Annotated in this window: 22 protein-coding genes and 1 pseudogene; 15 read left to right on the top strand and 8 right to left on the bottom strand. The window is 74.5% G+C overall.

What is annotated here, in order from left to right:
• Positions 1 to 156: 156 nt before the first annotated feature.
• From BLS67_RS16800 to BLS67_RS16780, 5 genes are all read left to right on the top strand, one after another.
• On the top strand, positions 157 to 1,086 hold the full coding sequence (locus BLS67_RS16800) for an ATP-binding protein (protein ID WP_165617634.1): 930 nt from the start codon (positions 157 to 159) through the stop codon (positions 1,084 to 1,086).
• 68 nt (positions 1,087 to 1,154) lie between these two features.
• Positions 1,155 to 1,970 carry an SDR family oxidoreductase gene (locus BLS67_RS16795; protein WP_242654142.1) on the top strand — a complete coding sequence of 272 codons (816 nt, stop codon included), beginning with the start codon at positions 1,155 to 1,157 and terminating at the stop codon, positions 1,968 to 1,970.
• Positions 1,960 to 2,466: a MarR family winged helix-turn-helix transcriptional regulator gene (locus BLS67_RS16790; protein WP_242654141.1), complete on the top strand. Its 507-nt coding sequence runs from the start codon at positions 1,960 to 1,962 to the stop codon at positions 2,464 to 2,466. Before BLS67_RS16795 ends, BLS67_RS16790 begins: the two co-directional genes overlap by 11 nt.
• Positions 2,467 to 2,660: 194 nt before the next feature.
• Positions 2,661 to 2,888: a hypothetical protein gene (locus BLS67_RS16785; RefSeq protein ID WP_091247298.1), complete on the top strand. Its 228-nt coding sequence runs from the start codon at positions 2,661 to 2,663 to the stop codon at positions 2,886 to 2,888.
• Complete coding sequence (locus tag BLS67_RS16780) at positions 2,885 to 3,664, top strand: aquaporin (protein WP_091247296.1); 780 nt, start codon at positions 2,885 to 2,887, stop codon at positions 3,662 to 3,664. Before BLS67_RS16785 ends, BLS67_RS16780 begins: the two co-directional genes overlap by 4 nt.
• 42 nt (positions 3,665 to 3,706) lie before the next feature.
• Here the strand turns inward: BLS67_RS16780 and BLS67_RS16775 are convergent, their stop codons facing one another.
• Together BLS67_RS16775 and ald are read right to left on the bottom strand one after the other, a co-directional pair.
• The gene (locus BLS67_RS16775; RefSeq protein ID WP_091247295.1) at positions 3,707 to 4,030 is read right to left on the bottom strand and encodes a hypothetical protein; all 324 of its coding nucleotides are present in this window, start codon (positions 4,028 to 4,030) and stop codon (positions 3,707 to 3,709) included.
• Between the two features lie 191 nt (positions 4,031 to 4,221).
• On the bottom strand, positions 4,222 to 5,343 hold the full coding sequence (ald, locus tag BLS67_RS16770; RefSeq protein ID WP_091247293.1) for an alanine dehydrogenase: 1,122 nt from the start codon (positions 5,341 to 5,343) through the stop codon (positions 4,222 to 4,224).
• A gap of 132 nt (positions 5,344 to 5,475) precedes the next feature.
• Here ald and BLS67_RS16765 point away from each other — a divergent pair, with 132 nt between their 5' ends.
• Both BLS67_RS16765 and BLS67_RS16760 read left to right on the top strand, forming a co-directional pair.
• Positions 5,476 to 5,937 carry an Lrp/AsnC family transcriptional regulator gene (locus tag BLS67_RS16765; RefSeq protein ID WP_207500683.1) on the top strand — a complete coding sequence of 154 codons (462 nt, stop codon included), beginning with the start codon at positions 5,476 to 5,478 and terminating at the stop codon, positions 5,935 to 5,937.
• A 43-nt stretch (positions 5,938 to 5,980) separates the two neighbouring features.
• Positions 5,981 to 7,402 carry a YcaO-like family protein gene (locus BLS67_RS16760; protein ID WP_165617633.1) on the top strand — a complete coding sequence of 474 codons (1,422 nt, stop codon included), beginning with the start codon at positions 5,981 to 5,983 and terminating at the stop codon, positions 7,400 to 7,402.
• Positions 7,403 to 7,405: 3 nt separating this feature from the next.
• On the opposite strand, the gene BLS67_RS16755 is transcribed toward BLS67_RS16760, so the two are convergent.
• The 5 genes from BLS67_RS16755 to BLS67_RS16740 are packed head-to-tail and all read right to left on the bottom strand — an operon-like array spanning position 7,406 to position 12,629.
• Positions 7,406 to 8,257, bottom strand: a complete 852-nt coding sequence (locus tag BLS67_RS16755) for a carbohydrate ABC transporter permease (RefSeq protein ID WP_207500681.1) — start codon at positions 8,255 to 8,257, stop codon at positions 7,406 to 7,408.
• Positions 8,254 to 9,189, bottom strand: a complete 936-nt coding sequence (locus BLS67_RS16750; RefSeq protein WP_091247289.1) for a carbohydrate ABC transporter permease — start codon at positions 9,187 to 9,189, stop codon at positions 8,254 to 8,256. The genes BLS67_RS16755 and BLS67_RS16750 overlap by 4 nt, the downstream gene beginning before the upstream one ends.
• Complete coding sequence (locus BLS67_RS16745) at positions 9,186 to 10,481, bottom strand: sugar ABC transporter substrate-binding protein (protein WP_165617632.1); 1,296 nt, start codon at positions 10,479 to 10,481, stop codon at positions 9,186 to 9,188. Before BLS67_RS16745 ends, BLS67_RS16750 begins: the two co-directional genes overlap by 4 nt.
• Positions 10,482 to 10,540: 59 nt before the next feature.
• A complete protein-coding gene (locus BLS67_RS23885) occupies positions 10,541 to 11,554 on the bottom strand; it encodes a polysaccharide deacetylase family protein (RefSeq protein ID WP_165617631.1) in 1,014 nt (337 codons plus the stop codon).
• A 49-nt stretch (positions 11,555 to 11,603) separates the two neighbouring features.
• Complete coding sequence (locus tag BLS67_RS16740; RefSeq protein ID WP_091247287.1) at positions 11,604 to 12,629, bottom strand: LacI family DNA-binding transcriptional regulator; 1,026 nt, start codon at positions 12,627 to 12,629, stop codon at positions 11,604 to 11,606.
• A gap of 115 nt (positions 12,630 to 12,744) precedes the next feature.
• Between BLS67_RS16740 and BLS67_RS16735 the strand changes: the two genes are divergently transcribed.
• The 8 genes and pseudogenes from BLS67_RS16735 (at position 12,745) to BLS67_RS24900 (ending at position 20,827) form a co-directional block, all read left to right on the top strand.
• Positions 12,745 to 14,346: an ABC transporter substrate-binding protein gene (locus BLS67_RS16735; protein ID WP_165617630.1), complete on the top strand. Its 1,602-nt coding sequence runs from the start codon at positions 12,745 to 12,747 to the stop codon at positions 14,344 to 14,346.
• Between the two features lie 4 nt (positions 14,347 to 14,350).
• Positions 14,351 to 15,301 carry an ABC transporter permease gene (locus BLS67_RS16730; protein WP_207500680.1) on the top strand — a complete coding sequence of 317 codons (951 nt, stop codon included), beginning with the start codon at positions 14,351 to 14,353 and terminating at the stop codon, positions 15,299 to 15,301.
• On the top strand, positions 15,298 to 18,171 hold the full coding sequence (locus tag BLS67_RS16725; RefSeq protein WP_091247282.1) for a dipeptide ABC transporter ATP-binding protein: 2,874 nt from the start codon (positions 15,298 to 15,300) through the stop codon (positions 18,169 to 18,171). Before BLS67_RS16730 ends, BLS67_RS16725 begins: the two co-directional genes overlap by 4 nt.
• Before the next feature lie 44 nt (positions 18,172 to 18,215).
• Positions 18,216 to 19,247, top strand: coding sequence for an alpha/beta hydrolase (locus tag BLS67_RS16720; protein WP_091247280.1), 1,032 nt, complete (start codon positions 18,216 to 18,218; stop codon positions 19,245 to 19,247).
• Positions 19,244 to 20,065, top strand: coding sequence for an alpha/beta fold hydrolase (locus BLS67_RS16715; protein WP_091247278.1), 822 nt, complete (start codon positions 19,244 to 19,246; stop codon positions 20,063 to 20,065). The genes BLS67_RS16720 and BLS67_RS16715 overlap by 4 nt, the downstream gene beginning before the upstream one ends.
• A gap of 165 nt (positions 20,066 to 20,230) precedes the next feature.
• On the top strand, positions 20,231 to 20,485 hold the full coding sequence (locus BLS67_RS24790; RefSeq protein WP_207500679.1) for a benzoate/H(+) symporter BenE family transporter: 255 nt from the start codon (positions 20,231 to 20,233) through the stop codon (positions 20,483 to 20,485).
• A gap of 19 nt (positions 20,486 to 20,504) precedes the next feature.
• A pseudogene (locus tag BLS67_RS25005) lies at positions 20,505 to 20,651 on the top strand (benzoate/H(+) symporter BenE family transporter); the annotation flags it as partial.
• Positions 20,652 to 20,671: 20 nt separating this feature from the next.
• Positions 20,672 to 20,827, top strand: a complete 156-nt coding sequence (locus BLS67_RS24900) for a benzoate/H(+) symporter BenE family transporter (protein ID WP_207500678.1) — start codon at positions 20,672 to 20,674, stop codon at positions 20,825 to 20,827.
• Here the strand turns inward: BLS67_RS24900 and BLS67_RS16705 are convergent.
• The coding region (locus tag BLS67_RS16705) for an integrase core domain-containing protein (protein ID WP_131801769.1) at positions 20,824 to 21,165 on the bottom strand (342 nt) is incomplete at its 5' end. The genes BLS67_RS24900 and BLS67_RS16705 overlap by 4 nt on opposite strands.

The raw sequence follows: 21,165 nt of genomic DNA, 5'->3' as shown, positions 1-21,165 counted from the left end.
ACCGGACCGCCCGCAGCAGCGAAACCGCTGCTCAGCGACGGGTCGGGCGGTCGACCTGTGCGCGCGCACGGCCCTGATGCGTTGTGCGCGGCCGGATCCTCCATGATGTCCCGGAACGGTCAGTCCGGCTGGCCCCGGACGGCGGGAGGACGTGGAGTGCCCGACACCGCCGTGCGCACGCACCGGATCGCCGTCGTCCGGACCGACGACGAGCTGATCGCCGTCTGCCTCCCCTACCTGCGCGAGGGCCTGGCCGCCGGTGACCTGGTGGTCGCCCTGCTCGCCCCCGCCCCGGCCGCCCACGTGCGCGACCAGCTGCCGGGCGTGCTGGTCGTGGACTACCCGGCCGCCACCCCGCGGGAGCCCGAGACGGTGGCCGCGCACACCGAGCTGCTGGCCCAGGCCACGGCCGAGGGCCGCCGGCTCCGGCTGCTCGGTCAGGTCCGCGAGCGGCAGCCCCGGGCGTGGGACGAGCGGCTGCGCGGCGAGATCGCCCACCAGCACCTGTGGGCCGACGCCGCGATGGCCTCGTTGTGCGTGTACGACCGGCGGGTCACCCCGCCCGAGGTGCTGGCCACAGCCCTGCTCGCGCACCCGGAGGTGCTCGTCGACGGTGCGGTGCGGGTCAACGACGCCCACCGGCCCCCGGCCGAGCTCATGGCCGCGCTGCCGGTCCCCGCGGAGCCGGTCCAGCAGACCACCCCGGTGCTCGCGGTGGACGGCGCCCGGTCGCTGCCGGAGCTGCGGCACGCCCTGCAGGCGGCGCTGGCCGGCCGGTTGGGCAGCCCCGATCTCGACGAGGACGTCCACCTGGCGGCCAGCGAGATCGCCGCGAACGCGTTCCGCCACGGCGGGGACCTCATCTCGGCGAGGGTGTGGGCCGACGGGGAACGCGTCGTCGTCACCATCTCCGACTCCGGCACCCGCTTCGACGGCTGCCTGTCCGGGTTCGCACCGGCGCACGGGGCGGACCTCTCCCGCGGCGGCATGGGCCTGTGGTTGGCCCGCAAGCTGTGCGACCACGTCGACACCTGGCGAGGGCCCGAGGGGTTCACGGTCCGGTTGACCACCGCCGTCCGCAGCTGACGGGCCGGCAGTTCGCGGGGCGGCTTGACTCCGGGGTAGCTCACCGCTGAGGTAGTGGTGTGATCGTGGTGACGGCTGCCGGGGGCAGCACGGGGACGGCGGTGGTCCGCGAGCTGCGCTCGCGCGGCCTGGAGGTGCGCGCCGTCGTCGGCAGCGCCCGACCGAGGCCGGAGCTCGACGAGCTCGGGGCCGAGGTCGTGGTCGGCGACCTGGTCGGTGACCCGGCCGGCCTGCCGCTGGCCGGTGCCGACGCGCTGTACCTGATCTGGCCCAACTTCGAGCCGACCGAGGCCGCCGGTGCCCCGACCGCGTTCCGGGCCGCCCGCGAGGCCGGCGTGGGCCGGGTGGTCTACCACTCGGTGCTCCGCCCGCAGCTGCGCGCGATGCCGCACCACGCGGCGAAGGACCGCACCGAGGAGGCCCTGGACGCCGCCGGGGTGCCGTGGCGGGTGCTGCAGCCGTGTGCCTACGCCGACAACCTGGACGGCGCCCTCGCCGCCGCCGCCGAGACCGGCGAGCTGCGCAGCGCCTGGGGGCTGAAGCAGGCCCAGTCCCTGGTCGACCTGCGCGACGTCGCCGCGGCCGCCGCGGTGCTGCTGACCGAGGACGGCCTGGACGGCGGCACCTTCGAGGCGGTCGGGCCGCAGCCGCTGACCGCTCCCGACCTCGCGGCCGCGATGGCCGAGCACCTGGGGCGGCCCGTGACCGCCGTCGACACCCGCGCCCCCGAGCAGGACAGCTACGCCGGGCGGTGCCTGCGCACGATGTTCGAGCACTACCGGGCGCACGGGTTCACCGGCAGTCCCCGGGTGCTCACCGGCCTGCTGGGGCGCCCGCCGCGCAGCTACGCCCAGCACCTCGAGGAGCTGCCCCGTGACCGGTGACGCGATGGACACGATCCTGGCCCAGTGGGCGCGCGAGCGACCCGACCTGGACTGCGCCCCGATGGGGGTCATCGGGCGCATATCGCAGCTGCAGCGCGAGGTGTTCCTGGCCCAGCGGGCCACCTTCGCCCGGCACGACCTGGACGCCCCGTCCTTCGACGTCCTCGCCGCGCTCCGCCGGGCCGGTGCGCCCTACCAGCTCACCCCGACCGCGCTCATGCGCACGGCGCTGGTCACCAGCGGGGCGATCACCCAGCGGCTGGACCGGCTCGAGGAGCGCGGCCTGATCACCCGGGGCCGCAGCGAGTCCGACGGCCGCGCCGTCGTGGTCACGCTGACCGACGCCGGGCGGGCGGCCCTGGACGCCGCGCTGCCCGACCACCTCGAGACCGAGCACGGCATGCTGACCGGGCTCACCGCCGCCGAGCAGGCCCAGCTGGCCGACCTGCTGCGCCGGTTCCTGGTCTCCCTGGGCCGCACCCCGCCCGAGGCCTGACGTCGGGTTCTCGATCGGCCGAGGTTTGCGGGGCCGCCTTACGGCGTAGTGACCACGGGTCGGCGAGCCTTACGGTGTAGGAACCGTGACGGGCGATCCGATGGCACCCCGCCGACCGACGGCGCGGGGCCGTCCTGCCCGTACCCGTCACCGTGCCCTGCGCCCGGGGCGGCCCCGTCCCCTGGAGGAACCCCGTGTGGGCCCTGCTGTCCCGTCGACTGCGCACCTGGGTGCTGCTGACCGTCGCCGTCCCGCTCGTCTCCCGGCTGCTCCGCGGCGCCGGTCAGCGGCTGGAGGCCAAGCGCGGTCCCAGCGGTCTGTCCCGCGGTCTGCGCAAGGCCGGTGACCTGACCGGTCGGGTGGCCCGCACGGGCGCCGCGACCGCCACCGACGCCGCAACCGGCACCCGGCGCGCGGCATGAGCGCAGACGCCCCGGCGCAGCCACCGCTGCAGATCCGGGCCCTCGCCGAGCTCCTGGGCACGGCACTGCTGGTCATCGGCGGTGTGGGCACCGCCGTCGCCGCCCCCCAGACCGGCACCGTCGGGATCGCCCTGGCGTTCGGCCTGTCCCTGCTGGTGCTCGCCTACACGATCGGCCCGGTCTCGGGGTGCCACGTGAACCCGGCCGTGACGCTGGGTGCCCTGGGTGCCCTGGTCGCCCGGCGGATCGCCCCGGCCGCCGCCGGTGTCTACGTCGTCGCGCAGGTGCTCGGCGGCATCGCCGGCGCCGGTGTCGTGCTGGCCTTCCGCAGCTCGGACCCGTCCTTCGACCTGGCCGCCGACGGGCTGGGCACGAACGGCTGGGGCGAGGCGTCGTCGGGCGGCTACGGCATCGGGGGCGCGATCACGGTCGAGCTCGTGCTCACCGCGCTCCTGGTGATGGTCGTGCTCGCGGCCACCGCGCGGACCTCGAACGCCGCGGTGGCCGGGGTCCCGATCGGTCTGGCGCTGGTGGTGGCCCACCTGGTCGCGGTCCCGGTCGACGGCACGTCGGTCAACCCCGCCCGGAGCCTCGGCCCGGCACTGCTGTCCGGTGGCACCGCGCTGTCGCAGGTGTGGCTGTTCGTGCTGGTCCCGCTGGTCGGGGCCGTGGTCGGTGCGCTGCTGCACCGGGTGCTGTGGAGCGCGGACGACGGCCACGCCGCGGTCGCGTCGACGTCCACCCCGGACCCGACCACGCCCGGTTCCCGCAGGTGACCGACCGGCCCGGGCGGATCGCCGCCCGGGCCGGGTGCGGGGTCAGTGCGGGGGCAGGACCGAGGTCGGGACGGCGTCGCCGGCCAGCCAGCAGGTCGCGCCCTCCAGGCTCAGGACGGAGACCTCGGTGACCTCGGTCGGGACGCCGAGCCGGGCCGCGAGCACGGCGGTGGTCTGCAGGACCAGGGCGAGTGCCCGCTGGGCGTCCTCGGCCTCGGTGCCCGACTCCAGGTAGAACACCCCGGCGACGTGCGGGTCCTCCCGGACCACGACCCCGGTCGGCACGTCCAGCTCCAGCGCGAGGCCGAGCTCGAAGGCGTGCGTCTCGGTCGTCTCCACGACCGCGCAGGTCACGAAGCTGTCCACCAGGTACTCCTCTTCCTCGGGGGCATCGGCCGACCCGGGTCGCTGGCCGTCCGGGGGAGGACGGGTGTGCATCCACGGTGTGGCAGGGCCCTGGTGCCCGTCAATGGAGTGGATATACCTCACGGCTAAGAGATCACCCGGAGGAGTGGGAGAACCACTCTCCGAGGTCAAGGTCTGTCGTGGGCAACCGATCAGGACCGGCCCAGCAGCTCCGCCCCCGGCGTCCAGGGCAGGCCGTGGGCGGCGGCGACCGGCTCGCTGGTGAGCTGCCCGCCCAGGCTGGTCAGCCCCTTGGCCAGCACCGGCGAGGTGCGGGCGGCCCCGCGCACGCCGTGGTCGGCCACGGTCACCAGGTAGGGCAGGGTGGCCGAGGTCAGCGCCAGGGTCGAGGTGCGGGCCACCGCCCCGGGGATGTTGGCGACGCAGTAGTGCACGACACCCTCCTCGACGTAGGTCGGGTGCGAGTGCGTGGTCGGCCGGCTGGTCTCGAAGCAGCCGCCCTGGTCGATGGCGATGTCCACGGCGACGCTGCCCGGCCGCATGGAGGCGATCATCTCGCGGCTCACGAGCTTGGGGGCCTTGGTGCCGGGCACCAGGACCGCGCCGATGACGACGTCGGAGTCGGCGACGTAGGCGGCCAACCGCGAGCGGTTGGGCTGGACGAGGTCCAGGCGGCCGTCGAAGACGTCGGAGAGGTAGGCCAGCCGCGAGGGGTTGGTGTCGAAGACCCGGACGATGGCCCGCATGCCGACGGCGATCTTGGCGGCCTCGGTGCCGGAGACGCCACCACCGATGATGGTCACCTTCGCCGCCGGGGTGCCGGGCACGCCGCCCATGAGGATGCCGGCGCCGCCGGCGGGGCTCTCCAGGTGGTGGGCGGCGGCCTGCACGGCCATGCGGCCGGCGACCTCGCTCATCGGCGTGAGCAGCGGCAGCCGGCCGTCGGGGGTCTGCACCGTCTCGTAGGCGATGGAGTCGATCCGCCGCTCGACGAGGAAGTCGGTCAGCGACCGGTCGGCGGCGGCGTGCAGGTAGGTGAACAGCTGCTGGCCCTCGCGGAAGCGGTGGTACTCGGCGGGCACCGGCTCCTTCACCTTCACGACGAGGTCGGCCTCGGCGAACACGGCGTCGGCGTCGGCGACGATGCGGGCGCCGGCCGCGACGTACTCCTCGTCGGGGAACCGGGAGCCGGCCCCGGCGCCGGTCTCGACGACCACCTGGTGGCCGTGGTGCACCAGCTCGGCGGCGCCGTCGGGCTGCAGGGAGACCCGCTGCTCGTTGTCCTTGATCTCGCGGGGGATGCCGATCAGCACGGGGGTCTCCTGGGGTCGGTGAGCTGTGCCACCATCCACCCATCACCTGCGGTCCGGGGCCAGAGGAGTCGAACAAGTGCGCAAGGAACCACCGCCCAGCCGCAGGATCTGCGGTCCTGGCCGGTCGCCGCGGTGAGTGGCCGCACGTTGGACGACGTCGACCGCCGGCTGGTCGAGCTGCTGCTGGCCGACGGGCGCCGCCCGAACAACCAGCTCGCCGCCGCGGTGGGCGTCTCGCCGTCCACCTGCCTGGCCCGGGTGCGGGCCCTGGTCGCCGACGGCGTGATCACCCGGTTCACCGTCGACGTCGACCCCGAGCTGCTCGGCCGGCCGCTGCAGGCGCTGGTGTCGGTGCGGATCCGCACCGGCGCTCGCCACCAGCTGACCGCCTTCGCCGACGGCCTGCGCGCCCTGCCCGAGGTGACGCAGTTCTTCTACCTCGCGGGGGCCGAGGACTTCGTCGTGCACGTCCGGGCGCGCGACACCGCGCACCTGCGCGACTTCGTCACCGACCGCATCTCCACCCAGCCGATGGTGGCGGCCACCAACACCAGCCTGATCTTCGAGCACGACCGCGGCCGCGGTCCCGGCTGACCGGCGCACTGCAGGCCCGCGGCGCGCGGTGCACAGTGGCCGGGTGAGCGACCCCGCTGCCGCCTACCGAGCCGCCCTGCCCGACGGGTGGACCACCGAGCTGGACCTCCGCGGGTACGACCGCACCGGGGTGCCGGTCACCGCGACCGTGTGGCGCTCGGCCGACGGCGCCCGCTCGGGCCACGGGGTCGGCTACGGCGCCACCGAGGCCGCCGCGGCGATCGGCGCGTGGGGCGAGCTGGCCGAGCAGGTGCTGCTCGACGACGCGTTGCTCCACGTGGAACCACGCACGGCCTCCCACCGCGAGCTCCTGCGCGAGCGGGGCGCCGACCGGGTGGCCGATCCGCTCACGCTGGTGCTGCCGGCGGGTGCGGACGTCGACCCCGACCGCCCGCTGCGCTGGTTGCCGACCACCCGGTGGGCCACCGGTGAGGAGGTGCTGGTCCCCGCCGAGTTCGTCGCCCCGCACGCCGGTGGCATCGCCGCACCCCCGCCACCGGGGGGCTGGTTGGTCACCCCCATCACCAACGGCATGGGCGCCGGCGACACGGCCGAGCGGGCGGTGGCGCACGGCATCGGCGAGCTGCTGCAGCGCGACGGCGACACGGTCGACTTCCGGGCGCTGGACACCGGGCGGGTCATCACCGGCATCGACGACCCCGGGACGGTCCGCCTGCTCGCCGACCTGCGGGCCCGGGGCCTGGAGGTGCTGGTCAAGCTGGACAGCACCGAGTTCGCCGTCGTCGTCCACGCGGTGGCCCGCGACGCCGCGGCCGACCCGCCCGTCGTGCTCAGCGCGATCGGCGAGGCCGCCGCCCCCGACCGGGCCGAGGCGGTGCGCAAGGCGGTGCTGGAGCTGGCCTCCTCCCGCGCCCGGCGGGCCTTCGCGTTCGGGCCGCTGGACCGCGTGCGCGAGCTGCACCCGGGCTACCTGGCCGCCGAGCTCGCCGTCCCCCTCGGCCCGCAGGAGGACCGTGCCCTCGCCGCGATGACGGCGTGGGGAGGGCTGACGACGCCTCAGCTGGACGACCTGCTGGCCCCGCTCTGGCGACGTACCACCGAGGTGGCCTGCACCGACCTGCCGACGTCGGACGTCGTCGGGCCGGCCGGCACCCTGGCCCTGCACCGGGAGCGGCTCGCCGGGTTCGACCTGCTGGTCGCGCCGGTGCAGGTCGGCGACGTGCACGTGGCCAAGGTGCTGGTCCCGGGCCTGGAGGTCGAGACGCTCTCGTACGGCCGCATCGGCGAGCGGGTGCTGCGCCGGCTGCTCGACCGCGGGTCGCCGCTGGTCGGGCTCGGCGTCCCGACCTCCCCGGACCGGCGGCCGGTCCGGCTCACGACCGAGGCCACCGAGCGGGTCGGCGGCCCGGCCTGGCTGGACGTCGCCGCGGTGGCGCGCACGGTCGGTGCGCTCTACCCGCTGTACCGCGAGCCCAGCCGGCACGCCCCGCAGCGGTTGGGCTGAGCCTCAGCGCAGGCCGCTGCGGGCGACGCCCTCCACGAACTGGCGCTGGAAGATCGCGAACACGACCAGCACCGGCAGGGTCGACAGCAGGGCCATGCCCATCAGCGCCGGGTAGTCGGTGCCGTACTCGCCCTGCAGGAACGCCAGCCCGATCGGCACGGTGAACAGCTGCTGGTCGTTGAGCACGATCAGCGGCCAGGCGAACTCGTTCCACCGGTACATGAACGTGAGGATCACCAGGACGGCGATCAGCGGCCGGCTCATGGGCAGGACGATCGACCAGAAGATCCGCAGGTGGCCCGCACCGTCGAGCCGGGCGGCCTCGAGCACCTCGTCGGGGATGCCGAGCATGAACTGCCGGCACAGGAAGATGCCGAACGCCTCGGCCGCCCGCGGGATGATCACCGCCCAGTAGGAGTTGATCCAGCCCAGCCCGGCGACCAGCTGGAACTGCGGCACCATCACGACCTGCACCGGGATCATCAGCGTCGACACGATCATCACGAACACGACCTGCTGGCCGCGGAACCGGTACTTGGCCAGCACGTACCCGGCCAGCAGGTTCAGCGTCACCGACAGCGCCATGGCCACCAGCGCGATCGCGGTCGAGTTGAGGAAGAACTGGCCGAAGGGGAGCAGGTCGAAGGCGCGCCGGAACCCGTCGAGCGTGGGGTTCTCGGGGAAGAAGCGCAGCGGCCCGCTGGTCAGCGCGCCCTGGTCGCTGAACGCGGTGATGACCATCCAGTACAGCGGGAAGACCATGACCAGGGCGCCGGCCACCAGGGCCACCGCCCGCCACGAGGCCCAGCCGGCCCCGCTCTGCAGGGACCGGCCGGTCCGTCGTGCGGCGGTCACAGGTCGGCCTCCTGGGCGCGCTGCCGGCGGTACCAGAGCGCGGTGAGCACGGCGATGAACAGGTAGGTGACCACCCCGATGGTCGCCGCGTAGCCCTGCCGGCGGGCGTCGAAGCCCTCGGCGTAGGCGTAGGTCACCAGCATCTCGGTGGCGTTGCCCGGCCCGCCACCGGTGAGCACGTAGACGATGTCGAAGACCTGGAAGCTCTCGATCACCCCGAGCACGACGAGGAAGATCGTCGTCGGCTTGAGCAGCGGGACGGTGATGTACCAGAGCTGCGCCCACCTCCCCGCGCCGTCGGTCTGCGCGGCCTCCAGGTACTCCTTGGGGATGGACTGCAGGCCGGCCAGGTAGACCACCATGACGAAGCCGACCTTGGTCCAGATGCTGATGAGCACCAGCGAGCCCATCGCGCCGGCCGCGTCGGACTGCCAGGGGACGCCGTCCAGACCGGACGAGCGCAGCAGCCGGTTCACCACGCCGACGTTCTCGTTGAAGATCCACCGGCCGGCGACCGCGACGACGACACCGCTGATGACGTAGGGGACGTAGTAGATCGCCCGCAGCACCCCGCGCCCGCGCAGCGGCCGGTTCATCGCCAGCGCGATGCCCAACCCGATGACCAGCGACACGGGGACGGTGAGCAGCGCGTAGAGGCCGGTGTTGGCGGTGGCCCGCCAGAAGGTGGAGTCGCCGAACAGCTCGGCGTAGTTGTCGGCGCCGACGAACTCCCGCGGCCCGAAGCCCGACGACGAGTACAGCGACAGCCACACCGTGGCCAGCAGCGGCACGAACAGGAAGACGGCGAAGACGACCAGGTTCGGGGAGAGCAGGCTCCACGCGGCGACCGTGTCCCGGGAGACCCTGCGCCTGCGGGGCGGCGGGTCCCCGGGCACGGGGGCGGTGACGGCCGCGGGCGCCGCCGTGGTCACGAGAGCCGCCCCGCGATGTCCTCCGCCAGGGCGGCCAGCACCTCGCCGGGGTCGTCGCCGGCCAGGAAGGCCTGCTCGAGCCGGTCGACCATCGAGGCGTTGACCGCGTTGAACTGCGGCACGGTCACCTGGGCCGACAGCTCGGGGGTGATGGTGGTGGCCTGCTCCACGAACAGCTCCATGAGGTCGGGGCGGACGGCGTAGTCCAGCCGCTCGCCGAGCAGGGCGGTGCGGGTGGGCAGCACGGTGGCCTGCTCGCAGAACAGCGCCTGCTGCTCGTCGTCGGACAGGAACGCCAGGAAGTCCGCCGCCGCCTCGGGGTTCACCGACTGCGCGGTGGCCACGACGGCGTTGCCGCCCAGGTCGGCCGAGGCCCGCTCGTCGGCCGGCAGGAACGTCGCGCCGTACTCCCGGCCGGCCGACACGAACGCCGGGTCGATGGTCGGGAGCAGGAAGTCCCCGGCGAAGACCATCGCGATGGTGCCGGTGGTGAACAGCTCGTCGACGTAGGAGCCCTTGGTCGACGTCGTGGGCGGGACCAACCCGTCGGTGAAGAAGCCCTGGGTGAAGGCCAGCGCGTCGCGGCCCGCGCGGCTGTCGACCGCGGGCTGGGTGAGGTCGTCGGTGAGCAGCCGGCCGCCGAGCTGGTCGACCCAGTTCAGCCAGCGGTAGGCCCCGGCCAGCTGCCAGTTCACCCCGAAGGCGAACTGGGCGTCGCCGGTCGGCAGTCCGGCGGCGATGCTCCGGAACTCGTCCCAGCTCCAGGCGTCGTCGAGGCTGGTGGGGATGCGGGCACCGGCGAGGGCCTCGGTGTCGTAGAGCACCAGCGAGGTGTCGGTGTGGTGCGGCACGCCGTACACCCGGTCCGCGTTCCGGACGGCCGAGACGAAGGCGTCGCCGAACCCGTCGAGGAACCCCGCCGGCAGCAGGTCGGTGAGGTCGAGCAGGGCGCCGCCGGCGGCGTAGATGCCGATGTCCTGGTAGGTGACCCGGAACAGGTCGGGCCCGCGGTCGCTGGCCAGGTTGGCGTCGACCCCGGTCAGCGCCTCGGAGAACGGGACCACGTTGAACACCACCGGGACCCCGCTGGTCGCCGTCCAGCGCTCGGCCACGGTGCGGAACGCGGCCAGCTCGGCCTCGCCGGCCCACAGCGTGAAGCTGAGCCGGCCCTCGCGGCTGGCGGTGCCGTCGCCGCGCTGCAGGGCAAAACCCGTGCCGCAGCCGGCCAGCGCCAGCGCGCCGACCGCCGAGGCGCCGAGGAACCCTCGTCGGGAGAGCGGTGACCTGATCACGGGCTGACCTTGGGGGTTGGCTGTGCGCCGCACCAGTCGATCTTGTGCGGCGGGTTTCCTCAGGCCAGTCGCTCGACCGCGGCGTTCGACGTCCACAGCCGGATGCCGGCCGCGGCGACCGCGGCGTCCCCGGGTGCGGTCGGGTCGAACGGCGTGCCACCCAGCCAGGCCCACCCGGCCGGACGTCGCCCGACCACCTCGGTCAGCCGGGCCAGCGGACGGTGCACCTGGCGCTCGACGTCGGCCGGGGTGCGCACCGACGCCGAGCTGGCGTGGGTGGCGGAGTGCCCGCAGACGACGTGCCGGGTGGCCAGGTCGGCCAGGGCGTCCCAGGTCATGGCCAGCGGTGCGTCGCCGGGCAGGTCCTCGTCGAGCACCCCGAGGTCGTGCTCGGCCGCGAAGGCCCGCTGCTGCGCCGGCGGGCAGTCCAGGAACTCGGTCGGCGGGTAGAACCAGCCGACCAGGCCCAGCTCCTCGCACAGCGGGGCCGCGACCTGCGCGGCGCTGGCGAACCCGTCGAAGAACGCGGGGACGACGCCCGGGCGCGGGTCGGCCCAGCGGCCGGTGTCCAGCGCGCTGTGCAGGGCGGCCTCGGTGACCGGGGAGAAGCGCTCGGCGTACCACTCCAGCTCCCGGCGCAGCTCCGCGGCGTGGGAGGCCGGGGTGTTGTGCCAGTTGACGACCCGCAGGTGCCGTCCGTGCAGCACGGCGTCGACCACCCGGCTGGCCTCCGCGTCGCGCGCGGCCGCGTCGGGCCGGTCGGTGTCGCCGGGCCGCCACGCCGCCAACGACCCGGCACCCGGGCTGACCGGGACGTCGGGGGTCGGGCGGAGCCGGAGGTGGGCCAGCGCGGCGAGGGCGTCCTGGACGGTCGTGTCGGGGTCGGCGTCGCGCAGCACCTCCCATGCGCGCTGCACCTGGCCGGCCAGCGCCCGGTCCTCCGGGTCGGGTGTGCCGGTGGTCGCCGTCCCGGTGTGGTCGAGCAGCGCGACCAGCATCGCGACGCCGGCCCGGTCCTCGTCCTCGGCGGCCACCGCACGGGCCGCAGCGAGCAGGTCGTCGTCGGTGGTCACCCGCCGGATGCAACCACCGAGCGAGGGCGTCCGCCCGCGACGCCGCGGATCAGACGGTCGCGGGGAGGGCGGCGCCGGTCGACCCCCGGACGACCAGATCCTGCCTGAGGACCGTGGTCCGGCGGGTGGGGTGCTCGGCCCCCATGAGCTCGAGCAAGGTGGTCGCGGCCAGCCGACCGGACTCCTCGAAGGGCTGCCGGATGGTGGTCAGGCCGACCGCGGCGGCGACGTCCCCGTCGTCGCACCCGGTCACGGCCAGGTCGGTGGGTACGCGCAGCCCGCGCTCGGCGGCGGCGTGCAGCACCCCCACGGCCAGCGTGTCGTCGTGTGCGGCCACCGCGGTCAGCGACCCGTCGGCGAGCAACCCGCCGGCGGCGACCCGGGCGGCGTCGACGGAGTGCGCGGTCGACACGACGCGCTGCAGCTCCAGCGGGTGGCCGGCCGCAGCCAGCTCGGCGGCGAACGCCTGGGACCTCTGCACCCCCTGTTGGGGGTGTGCCGCCACCTCGTGCTCCTCGGTCAGGTACCCGATGCGGGTGTGCCCGGCGTCGAGCAGGTGCCGGGCCACCAGCCGGCCGCTGAGTGCGTTGTCGCTGACGACGCAGCTGAACCGGGCGTCCTCGGAGTCGACGAGCACGGTCGGGAGGGAGGCGGCCAGCAGGCGCTCGGCGGCCTCGTCGTCCAGCGGGATGCCCATGACCACCAGCCCGTCGAGCCGGCTGCCCAGGGGGAGCCGGGACAGCAGGAGGGAGGTGCGGGAGGCCGCGGACTCCTCGTCGTAGGTGCAGACCTCGAGGTTGGCCTTGTTCAGCACCTCCAGCAGGCCGGCCAAGCGGCGCATGTAGGAGGAGTAGGCGACGAAGGGGGCGATCACGCCGATCCGGCCGACCCCCTTGCGGGCCTGGTTCACCGCTTCCGACTTGGGCGTGAAGCCCAGCGACTGGGCGGCCTGCAGCACGCGGCGCCGGGTGTCCTCGCGCACCCGGTCGGGCCGGTTCAGGGCGTTGGAGACCGTCGAGATGCTGACGCCGGCCGCATCGGCCACGTCGTAGATCGTCACGCTCGCTCGGCCCATGCGACTCATCATGCCTCCTCCGGCACACTTAGAAGTGCTTTTACAGAATCGCTTTACATGTGCCCGGCGTCACCGTACGGTCCCGGTCGACACCCACCGACCGGAGGACCCCGCGATGACCAAGCGCCGTGCACACCTGCTCAGGACCCGTGGCCGCACGACCGCCACCGCCGTGGCCACGACCGCCGTGGCGGTCCTCCTCGCCGGGTGCGGGGGCGGTGCGGACGGCGGTCAGCCGCAGGGCACCCCGAATGCGTCCGCCGAGCCGTGCGGCGTCGCCGACTCCCTGGTCTTCGCCAACGGGGCCGGGCCCTCCACCCTCGACCCCGGCACCATCGACCAGAGCGCGTCGACCTACATCCAGCCCGCCTACGAGCCGCTGATCCGCCGCGACCAGGACGGCGAGTACGTGCCCGCCCTGGCCACCGAGTGGGGCTACGTCGGCGAGGGCAACACCACGTTCCAGCTCACGCTGCGCGACGGGGTCACCTTCGCCGACGGCGGCGAGCTGACCGCCCAGGGCGTGGTGGACCACTTCACCTACCTGCAGCAGGCCGGCGGGTCGTCGTCGGCCCTGCTGGCCGGGTGGACCTTCACCGTCGACGGCCCGATGCAGCTCACCATCCAGATGGCCGCGCCCAACCCGATCCTCGAGGAGCTGCTCTCCCAGGACTGGGTCATCGGCATGGTCATCAGCCCGGTGGCGCTGCAGGACCCCTCCGAGCTGGGCACGACCACCGCCGGCGCCGGTCAGTACGTGCTCGACCCCGCCCGCACCGTGGCCGGTGACACCTACGTCTACACGGCCAACCCCGACTACTGGGACCCCTCGGCGGTCCACTACGACGAGCTGACCATCCGGGTGATCGCCAACCCCAACAGCCTGCTCAGCGCGATGCAGACCGGCGAGGTCGACGCCGGCATCGGTGACTTCACCACGGCCTCGGCCGCCCGCGGCGCCGGCCTGCAGGTCGCCGCGCAGCCCACCGTCTGGCAGGGCCTGGGCCTGTTCGACCGGGCCGGGTCGATCTCGGCGCCGCTGGCCGACCAGCGGGTGCGCCAGGCCATCAACTACGCGATCGACCGCGAGGCGGTGACCACGGCGCTCTACGCCGGCGACGGCGTCGCGACGTCGGAGATCGCGCTGCCGGGCAGCGATGACTTCAACGAGGACACCGCCGACCGCTACGCCTACGACCCCGACGAGGCCCGCCGGCTGCTCGCCGAGGCCGGCTACCCCGACGGCTTCACCCTGGACGTGCTGTCCACCGACTTCGCCAGCATCGGGACGGCGGGCCAGGCCGTGGCCGGCCAGCTGGAGCAGGTCGGCATCACGGTCAACCTGGTCCAGGAGGAGGTCAACTCCTACATCACCGACCTGTTCTCCGCGTCCTACCCGGCGGCCGCCGTCGGGCTGGGCTCCCCGCCGGTGCACATCAGCGCCACCCTGGCCGTGGCCCCGACCGGTCCGTTCAACCCCTTCCGGACCGAGGACGCCGAGCTCGCGGACCTCTACACCCAGGCCGCCGCCGCCGCGCCGGAGGAGCGGACGGCGCTCAACCAGCAGATCGTCGCCCGGGTCCAGGAGCTCGCCTGGTTCGCCCCGGTGACCTTCACCCCCGTCTACTACTACGGCTCCACCACCACCGGTGGCCTCGTGGTCAGCGAGAAGAACCGGCTGCTGGACCCCGTCGACCTGTTCAGCACCGAGTGCTGAGGCGGTGACGACCGTGGTCCCGAAGCTCCTCGCCCGCTGGCTGGTGAGGTCGACCCTGCTGGTCCTCCTGGTCTCGGCCCTCACCTTCGTGCTGGTGTCGCTGACCCCGGGTGACCCGGCCCGGACGATCCTGGGCCAGTCGGCCACCCAGGAGCAGTACGAGGCCCTGCGCCTGCAGATGGGCCTGGACGAACCGCTGCTCACCCGGTACGGCTCGTGGCTGGCCGACGCGCTGCACGGTGACCTGGGTGCCTCGCTGTTCTCCGGCGAGGCGGTCACGTCGTTGATCGGCCAGCGGCTGGGGGTGACCCTGACGCTCATCGTCGGCGGGGTGCTCGCCGCGGGCCTGCTCGGGGTCGCCCTCGGGGTGGTCAGCGCGCGCAGCACCGGCGTGCTGGCCCGGGTGGTCGACGTGGCGTCCCTCGTCGGGTCGGCCATCCCGCCGTTCTGGCTGGGCCTGGTGCTCTCCGCGGTCTTCGCGGTCGGCCTCCGGCTGGTCCCGGTGGTGGGCTACACGTCCCCGGCCGTCGACCCGGCCGCCTGGTTCCTGTCGATCCTGCTGCCGGTGGCCACCCTGGCGCTGGCCGGCACCGCCATCGTGGCCAAGCAGACCCGGGACGCCATGCGCGACGAGCTCGGCAAGGACTACGTGCTGGTGCTCCGGTCGCACGGGGCCACCGAGTGGACGGTGCAGATCAAGCACGCGCTGCGCAACGCCGGCGTGCCGGTGGTGACCGTCCTCGGCGTCCTCCTCATCGGTCTGCTCGGCGGCACCGTCCTGGTCGAGTCGGTGTTCAGCCTGCCCGGGCTGGGCGGGCTCGCCGTGACCAGCACCCTGCGCCACGACCTGCCGGTGATCCAGGGCGTCACCGTCCTGTTCGCCGTCGTCGTGGTCGCCGTCAACCTGCTCGTCGACCTCGTCAACGCCTGGATCAACCCGAAGGTCAGCGCATGAGCCCGCACCGCACCAGCACGACCGCCCCGGCGCCGCTCGACGACGTCCCGGGCGGGACCCCCGGCGGGCTGCTCCCCGCCGGCCCGGTGATCGCCGACCCGGCACCGCCGGCCGGCGGCCGGGGTCGCAGCTCCCTCCGCGGACTGCGCAGCCACCCGGTCGCGGCGGTGGCACTGGGCTGGTTGGCCGTCGTCCTGGTCGGCGTCACCGTGGGCCCGGCGCTGCTGTCGTACGGCCCGCTGGACCAGGACCTGACGAGCGTGCTGTCGGGTCCGACCGCCCAGCACTGGCTCGGCACCGACGGGCTGGGCCGCGACGTGCTCGCCCGGCTGCTCGTCGGCGGTCGGCCCACGCTGGCCGGCGTCCTGCTCGCGGTCGCGGTCTTCCTGGCCGTCGCCGTCCCCGCCGGGGTGCTGGCCGGGTACTTCGGCGGCTGGGTGGACCGGGTCGTCGTGCTCGTCTCCGAGCTGCTGTTCGCGATCCCGGGCATCATCCTGCTGCTGGTCATGCTGGCCGTGTTCGGCAACAGCGTGGTGATCGCGATGACCACCCTCGGCGTGCTGGCCAGCGGCGGTCTGATCCGGGTGCTGCGCAGCAGCACGATGGCCGTCAAGCAGGAGCTCTACGTGCGGGCCGCCCGCACGTCCGGGCTCACCGAGCCCCAGATCCTGCGCCGGCACGTGCTGCCCCGCCTGGCCGGGCCGATCACCGTGCAGACGTCGCTGTTCGCCGGTGGCGCGATCCTGGTGGAGACCGCCCTGGGCTTCCTCGGGTTCGGCACCCCGCCGCCGGCGCCGTCCTGGGGCAACCTGGTCGCCACCGCGTCCCAGGCCATCAACACGCAGCCCTGGCTGCTGGTGCCCACCGGCGCCGCGATCATCACGACCGTGCTGGCCCTGGGCCTGGTCGGCGACGCAGCCCGCGACCTGACGGCGGCGCGCCGCTCCGGCGGCCGGACCCCGCGCCCGGGGACGGTGCCGGTCGCTGCCCCGTCGTCCGGCCCGCTGCCTGCGGACCCCACGGCGCTGCTGAGCGTGCGCGGGCTGTCCGTCGCCACCCCGGGACCGCTGGGCCCGGTGCGGGTCGTCCAGGAGGTCTCCTTCGACGTCCGGGCCGGTGAGGTCGTCGGTCTGGTCGGCGAGTCCGGCTGCGGCAAGTCCGTCACCAGCATGGCCGTGCTCGGTCTGCTGCGGGAGGGGCTGTCGGTCGAGGCGGGGTCCATCACCTTCGCCGGCGAGGAGCTGGTCGGGATGCCGTCCCGCCGGCGCCGGGCGCTGCGCGGCCACGGCATGGCGTTCATCTCCCAGGAGCCGATCGCGAGCCTGGACCCCGCCTTCTCGGTGGGCCAGCAGCTCGGCGAGGTCGTCCGGCGGCACACCGGGGTGTCCCGCCGGGCTGCCCGCCGGCGGGTGCTGGAGCTGCTCGCGTCCGTCAGGCTCCCCGACCCTGCCGCCGTGGCCCGCAAGCACCCGCACGAGCTGTCCGGCGGCATGGCCCAGCGCATCGGCATCGCCGCCGCGTTGGCCGGGAACCCGCGGCTGCTCGTCGCCGACGAGCCCACGACGGCACTGGACGTCACCGTGCAGGCCGAGATCCTCGACCTGCTCGACGAGCTGCGCCGCACCCAGGACCTCGCCGTGGTGCTGGTGACCCACGACTTCGGCGTGCTGGCCGACATCTGCGACCGGGCGGTGGTCATGTACGCCGGCGAGGTCGTGGAGACCGCGCCGGTCGCCGACCTGCTGACCTCCCCCCGGATGCCCTACTCGGCGGCCCTGCTGCGGTCCAACCCTGCGGGGGTCCCTGCCGGCTCGACCCTGCCGGCCATCGGCGGGTCGGTGCCCGCACCGGCCGACTGGCCGGTGGGCTGCCGGTTCCAGGACCGGTGCGCCTTCGCCACCGCTGACTGCGCGGCGGGCCCCGTCCCGCTGGTGGAGCTGGGCCCCACCCGCAGCGCCCGCTGCCTGCGGATCCCGGAGCTGGCCTCGGCGCAGGCAGCCCCAGCCACGCCGATCCGCGCCGGCCGGGTCGCGGCACCGGCGGGTGCGCCGTTGCTGCAGATCGAGGGTCTGGACGTCCGCTACGGATCAGGCCGGTCGGGCCACCTCGCGGTCGAGGGGGTCTCCCTCTCGCTGGCCGCCGGTCGTACGTTGGGCCTGGTGGGCGAGTCCGGCGCCGGCAAGTCCACCATCGGGGCCGCGGTCCTCGGGCTGGTGCCGGTCAGTGCCGGGACCATCCGGTTCGACGGCCGCGACATCACCCACCTCGGCGGCCGCGACCGGCGGGCGCTGACCCGGGAGGTCCAGGTGGTCTTCCAGGACCCCTTCAACAGCCTCAACCCGGTGCGCACCGTGCGGCAGACCCTCGAGGAGCCGCTGCGGCTGAACCTGGGCCTGTCCAGAGCCGACACCTGCGCGCGGGTGACCGAGCTGCTGGGCCAGGTCGGGCTCCCGGCCCAGGCCGCCGACCGGTACCCGGCGCAGTTCTCCGGCGGTCAGCGGCAGCGCATCGCGATCGCCCGGGCGCTGGCCGTGCAGCCCCGGCTGATCGTGTGCGACGAGGCGGTCAGCGCGCTGGACCTCTCGGTGCAGGCCCAGGTGCTCAACCTGCTGCAGCAGCTGCAGGCCGACCTCGGACTGGCCTACCTGTTCGTCAGCCACGACCTCGAGGTGGTCCGGCACATGGCCGACGACGTCGCCGTCCTGCGGCACGGCACGCTGCGCGAGGTCGGCCCGGCCGCGCAGGTCTGCACCGACAGCGCCGACCCGTACACCCGCACGCTCATGGCCAGCGCTCCCGTGCCCGACCCCGCCGTGCAGGCCCGCCGGCGCGAGCAGCGCCGCGCCCTGCGAGCGGGGGCGGCCCTGTGACCGCACCGTCCACCACCCGACCCGTACCAGGAGGAGAACCCGCCGTGACCACCGTCGACGACCGGCATGCCGCAACGGCGCCAGATCCCGCACTCGCCGCCCGTCTCGCCCTCGCGATGCAGGCGATGGACGCCACGGTGCAGTGGCCGCCGGCCTCGCCTGCCCCGGGTCAGTCGGAGCGGCAGTGGGCGGCCGAGGTCGCCGCGCACCGCGCGCACCACGACGCGATGGCCATCGGCTTCTCGACCCTCGTGCCCCCGGTGGCGCCCAGCGAGGACCCGGCCGCGGCCGGCGTGGGTGTCAGCGCGGCGGTCGTGCCGGTCGCCGACGGCGAGGGGGCGCAGGGCGCCAAGGTCTACCGGCCCGCCGGCGAGGGCGCCCGGCCGGGCCTGCTGCTGCTGCACGGCGGCGCCTGGTGGATGGGCGGCGGGGCGACCGCGTTCTCCATCGGTGACGTGCTGTGCCGCCGGCTGGCCGCGGAGCTGGACGTCGTGGTGGTCAACTTCGACTACCGGCTCGCCCCCGAGCACCGCTTCCCGGCCGGCCTGGACGACGCGGAGTCCGCGGTCGACTGGATGGTGCGCCACGCCGAGGACCTGGGCATCGACCCGCACCGGCTGGCCGTCTACGGCATCTCCTCCGGCGGCAACCTGGCCGCCGCCCTCGCCCACCGGCTGCGCGGCTCCGAGCGGGCCCTGTGCCTGGCCGTGCTCCAGGTCCCGGTGCTGGACCTGCGCTTCGTGTCCGACTCCATCAAGGCAGACCCCGAGGCGCTGGCCACCGACGTGCTGCGTGAGCTCTACCTGGCACCGGGCACCGCGGTCGAGGACCCCGAGGTGTCCCCGGCGCTGGCCACCGACGTCGCCGGGCTCCCGCCCACGGTCGTCGTCGTGGGCACCCGGGACTCCCTGCACGACGACGGCGTCCTGCACGCCGAGACGCTGGCCGCGGGTGGTGTCGAGTGCACGCTGCTCAGCTACGACATGACGCACTCCATCGCCACGGCGGAGGTCGCCGAGCAGTGGGTCCGCGACGTCATCACGCACAGCCGCCTCGTCCTGGCGCAGACGGCATGAGCGACGGCGTCGTGGCGGCCGCGGCGTCCTACCGGGCCGGTGCGGGCGAGCCACTGGTCCTGGTGCACGGGGCCGAGACGAGCTGGCGCGTCTGGCGCCCGGTGCTGGACCTGCTGACGCCCCACCACGAGGTCTTCGTCCCCACCCTCCCCGGGCACCGCGGTGGGCCGCCACTGCCCGGCCCGGTCGGCGTCGACCTGTTCGTCGACTGCCTGGAGGCATACCTCGACGAGGCCGGACTGGGCACGGTGCACGTCGCCGGCAACTCGTTGGGCGGCATCATCGCCCTGGAGCTCGTGCGACGTGGCCGCGCCCGCTCGGCGGTCAACCTCTGCGGGCCGTCCGGGGGGTCGACGGAGTCCTTCCTCGCCTTCCACGGGCGGGCCATGGCCGCCGCGCGGCTGGGCCGGGTCCCCGGGCTGACCAGGGCCATGGTGTTCCTCGGCGCCCGTTCGGCCCGGGTCCGCCGGACGATGCTGACCGGGGGCGTCGTCCACGGGGACCGGATGACCCGGGCGGACTTCGAGTCGCTGTTCGCCGACGGGGCGTTCGCCGATGTCGGCCGGCACCTGGTGCCGTGGCTGCTCGACGGGCACCGGCTGCAGCCCTTCGACGTCGGGTCGGTGCCGACCGTGGTCGCGTGGGGCGAGCACGACGGAGCCGTGCCGCTCGAGGAGTTCGGCCACGCCACCCACGAGCTGGCCCGCGGCTCACGGCTGGTCGTGCTGCCCGGCACAGCGCACATGCCGGTGTACGACGACCCGGAGGCCGTGGCGCGCCTGCTCCTCGAGACGGCGATGGCCGCCCGGCGCGGCTGAGGGCCCACGGGTCCGGGCTCGTCGCTGTGGACGAAGGCGCACGGCCGGCGAACGGCGACGCCGCCCGGCTCGCCCGGCTGCGGACGGCGGCGCTGGCCGACGAGGACGGCGCGACCTCCGCGCGGCACTGGGCCGGCGGGCGGTCGCCGCCGTACGTTCCGTGGGGTGAGGCAGGGGCTGACGGCGCCGGTCACCGCGGGCGTCGTCTCCGCGCTGGTCGGGTTCACCAGCTCGTTCGTCGTCCTGCTGGCCGGGCTGGCCGCCGTCGGGGCCACCCCCGCCCAGGCGTCCAGCGGGCTGCTCGCGGCCAGCGTGACCCCGGGCGTGGCGTGCGTCGTGCTGTCGGTGTCCACCCGGATGCCGATCGCCGCGGCCTGGTCCACCCCCGGGCAGCACTGCTGGTCACCACCGGGAGTGTGATCGGGGCTGGCCGGCGGCGGTGGGGGCCTTCCTGGTCACCGGGGTGCTGGTGGTGGTGACCGGCCTGGTGCCGCAGCTCGGGGCGCTGGTGGCCCGGATCTCGGCGTCGGTGGCGCAGGCGGTGCTGGCCGGGGCCCTGCTGCAGATCTGCCTGCAGACGGTCACCGGGCTGCAGCGGTCGGTCCGGTGGTCGTCGTCTGGCTGCTCGGGCTGCGGTTCGCCCCGCGCTGGGCCGTGCCGCTGGCCCTCCTGGCCGCCGCGGTGGTCACCGTGACCACCGCGGACGGTGCGGTGGGGTCGCTGGCGCCCGCCGTCGAGCTCACCGCGCCGACTCTCACCTAGCTGTGATGTCCAGGCAGGTTGTCCAGCCGGGTGATCGGCGGTAGGGCTCCGGTGGCGCTGTGGGGCCGGTGGTGGTTGTAGAAGTGCAGCCATCCTGGCAGGGCGTCGCGGCGTTGTTGTTCGGAGTCGTAGAAGCGGGCGTAGGCCCAGCCCTCTGCCATGGTGCGGTGGAACCGTTCGATCTTGCCGTTGGTCTGTGGCCGGTAGGGGCGGGTGCGCTTGTGCACGATCCCGAGGCCGGCGCAGGCGTCGCGCCAGGCGAAGGACCGGTAGGCAGACCCGTTGTCGGACAGCACCCGTTGGACGGTGACCCCGCGGGCGGCGAACCAGGCCACTGA

The sequence above is a fragment of the Klenkia soli genome (assembly GCF_900103975.1).
In the GTDB taxonomy this organism is placed as follows: domain Bacteria; phylum Actinomycetota; class Actinomycetes; order Mycobacteriales; family Geodermatophilaceae; genus Klenkia; species Klenkia soli.
The sequence above is the reverse complement of the archived record's forward strand: the minus strand, read 5'-3'. Positions and strand labels throughout refer to the sequence as shown.

Excerpts from the sequence above, each read along its gene's own strand:
- BLS67_RS16780 (WP_091247296.1), top strand. The coding sequence starts at position 2,885 with ATGAGCGCAGACGCCCCGGCGCAGCCACCGCTGCAGATCCGGGCCCTC.
- BLS67_RS16740 (WP_091247287.1), bottom strand. The coding sequence starts at position 12,629 with ATGGGCCGAGCGAGCGTGACGATCTACGACGTGGCCGATGCGGCCGGC.
- BLS67_RS16725 (WP_091247282.1), top strand. The coding sequence starts at position 15,298 with ATGAGCCCGCACCGCACCAGCACGACCGCCCCGGCGCCGCTCGACGAC.
- BLS67_RS16735 (WP_165617630.1), top strand. The coding sequence starts at position 12,745 with ATGACCAAGCGCCGTGCACACCTGCTCAGGACCCGTGGCCGCACGACC.
- BLS67_RS16715 (WP_091247278.1), top strand. The coding sequence starts at position 19,244 with ATGAGCGACGGCGTCGTGGCGGCCGCGGCGTCCTACCGGGCCGGTGCG.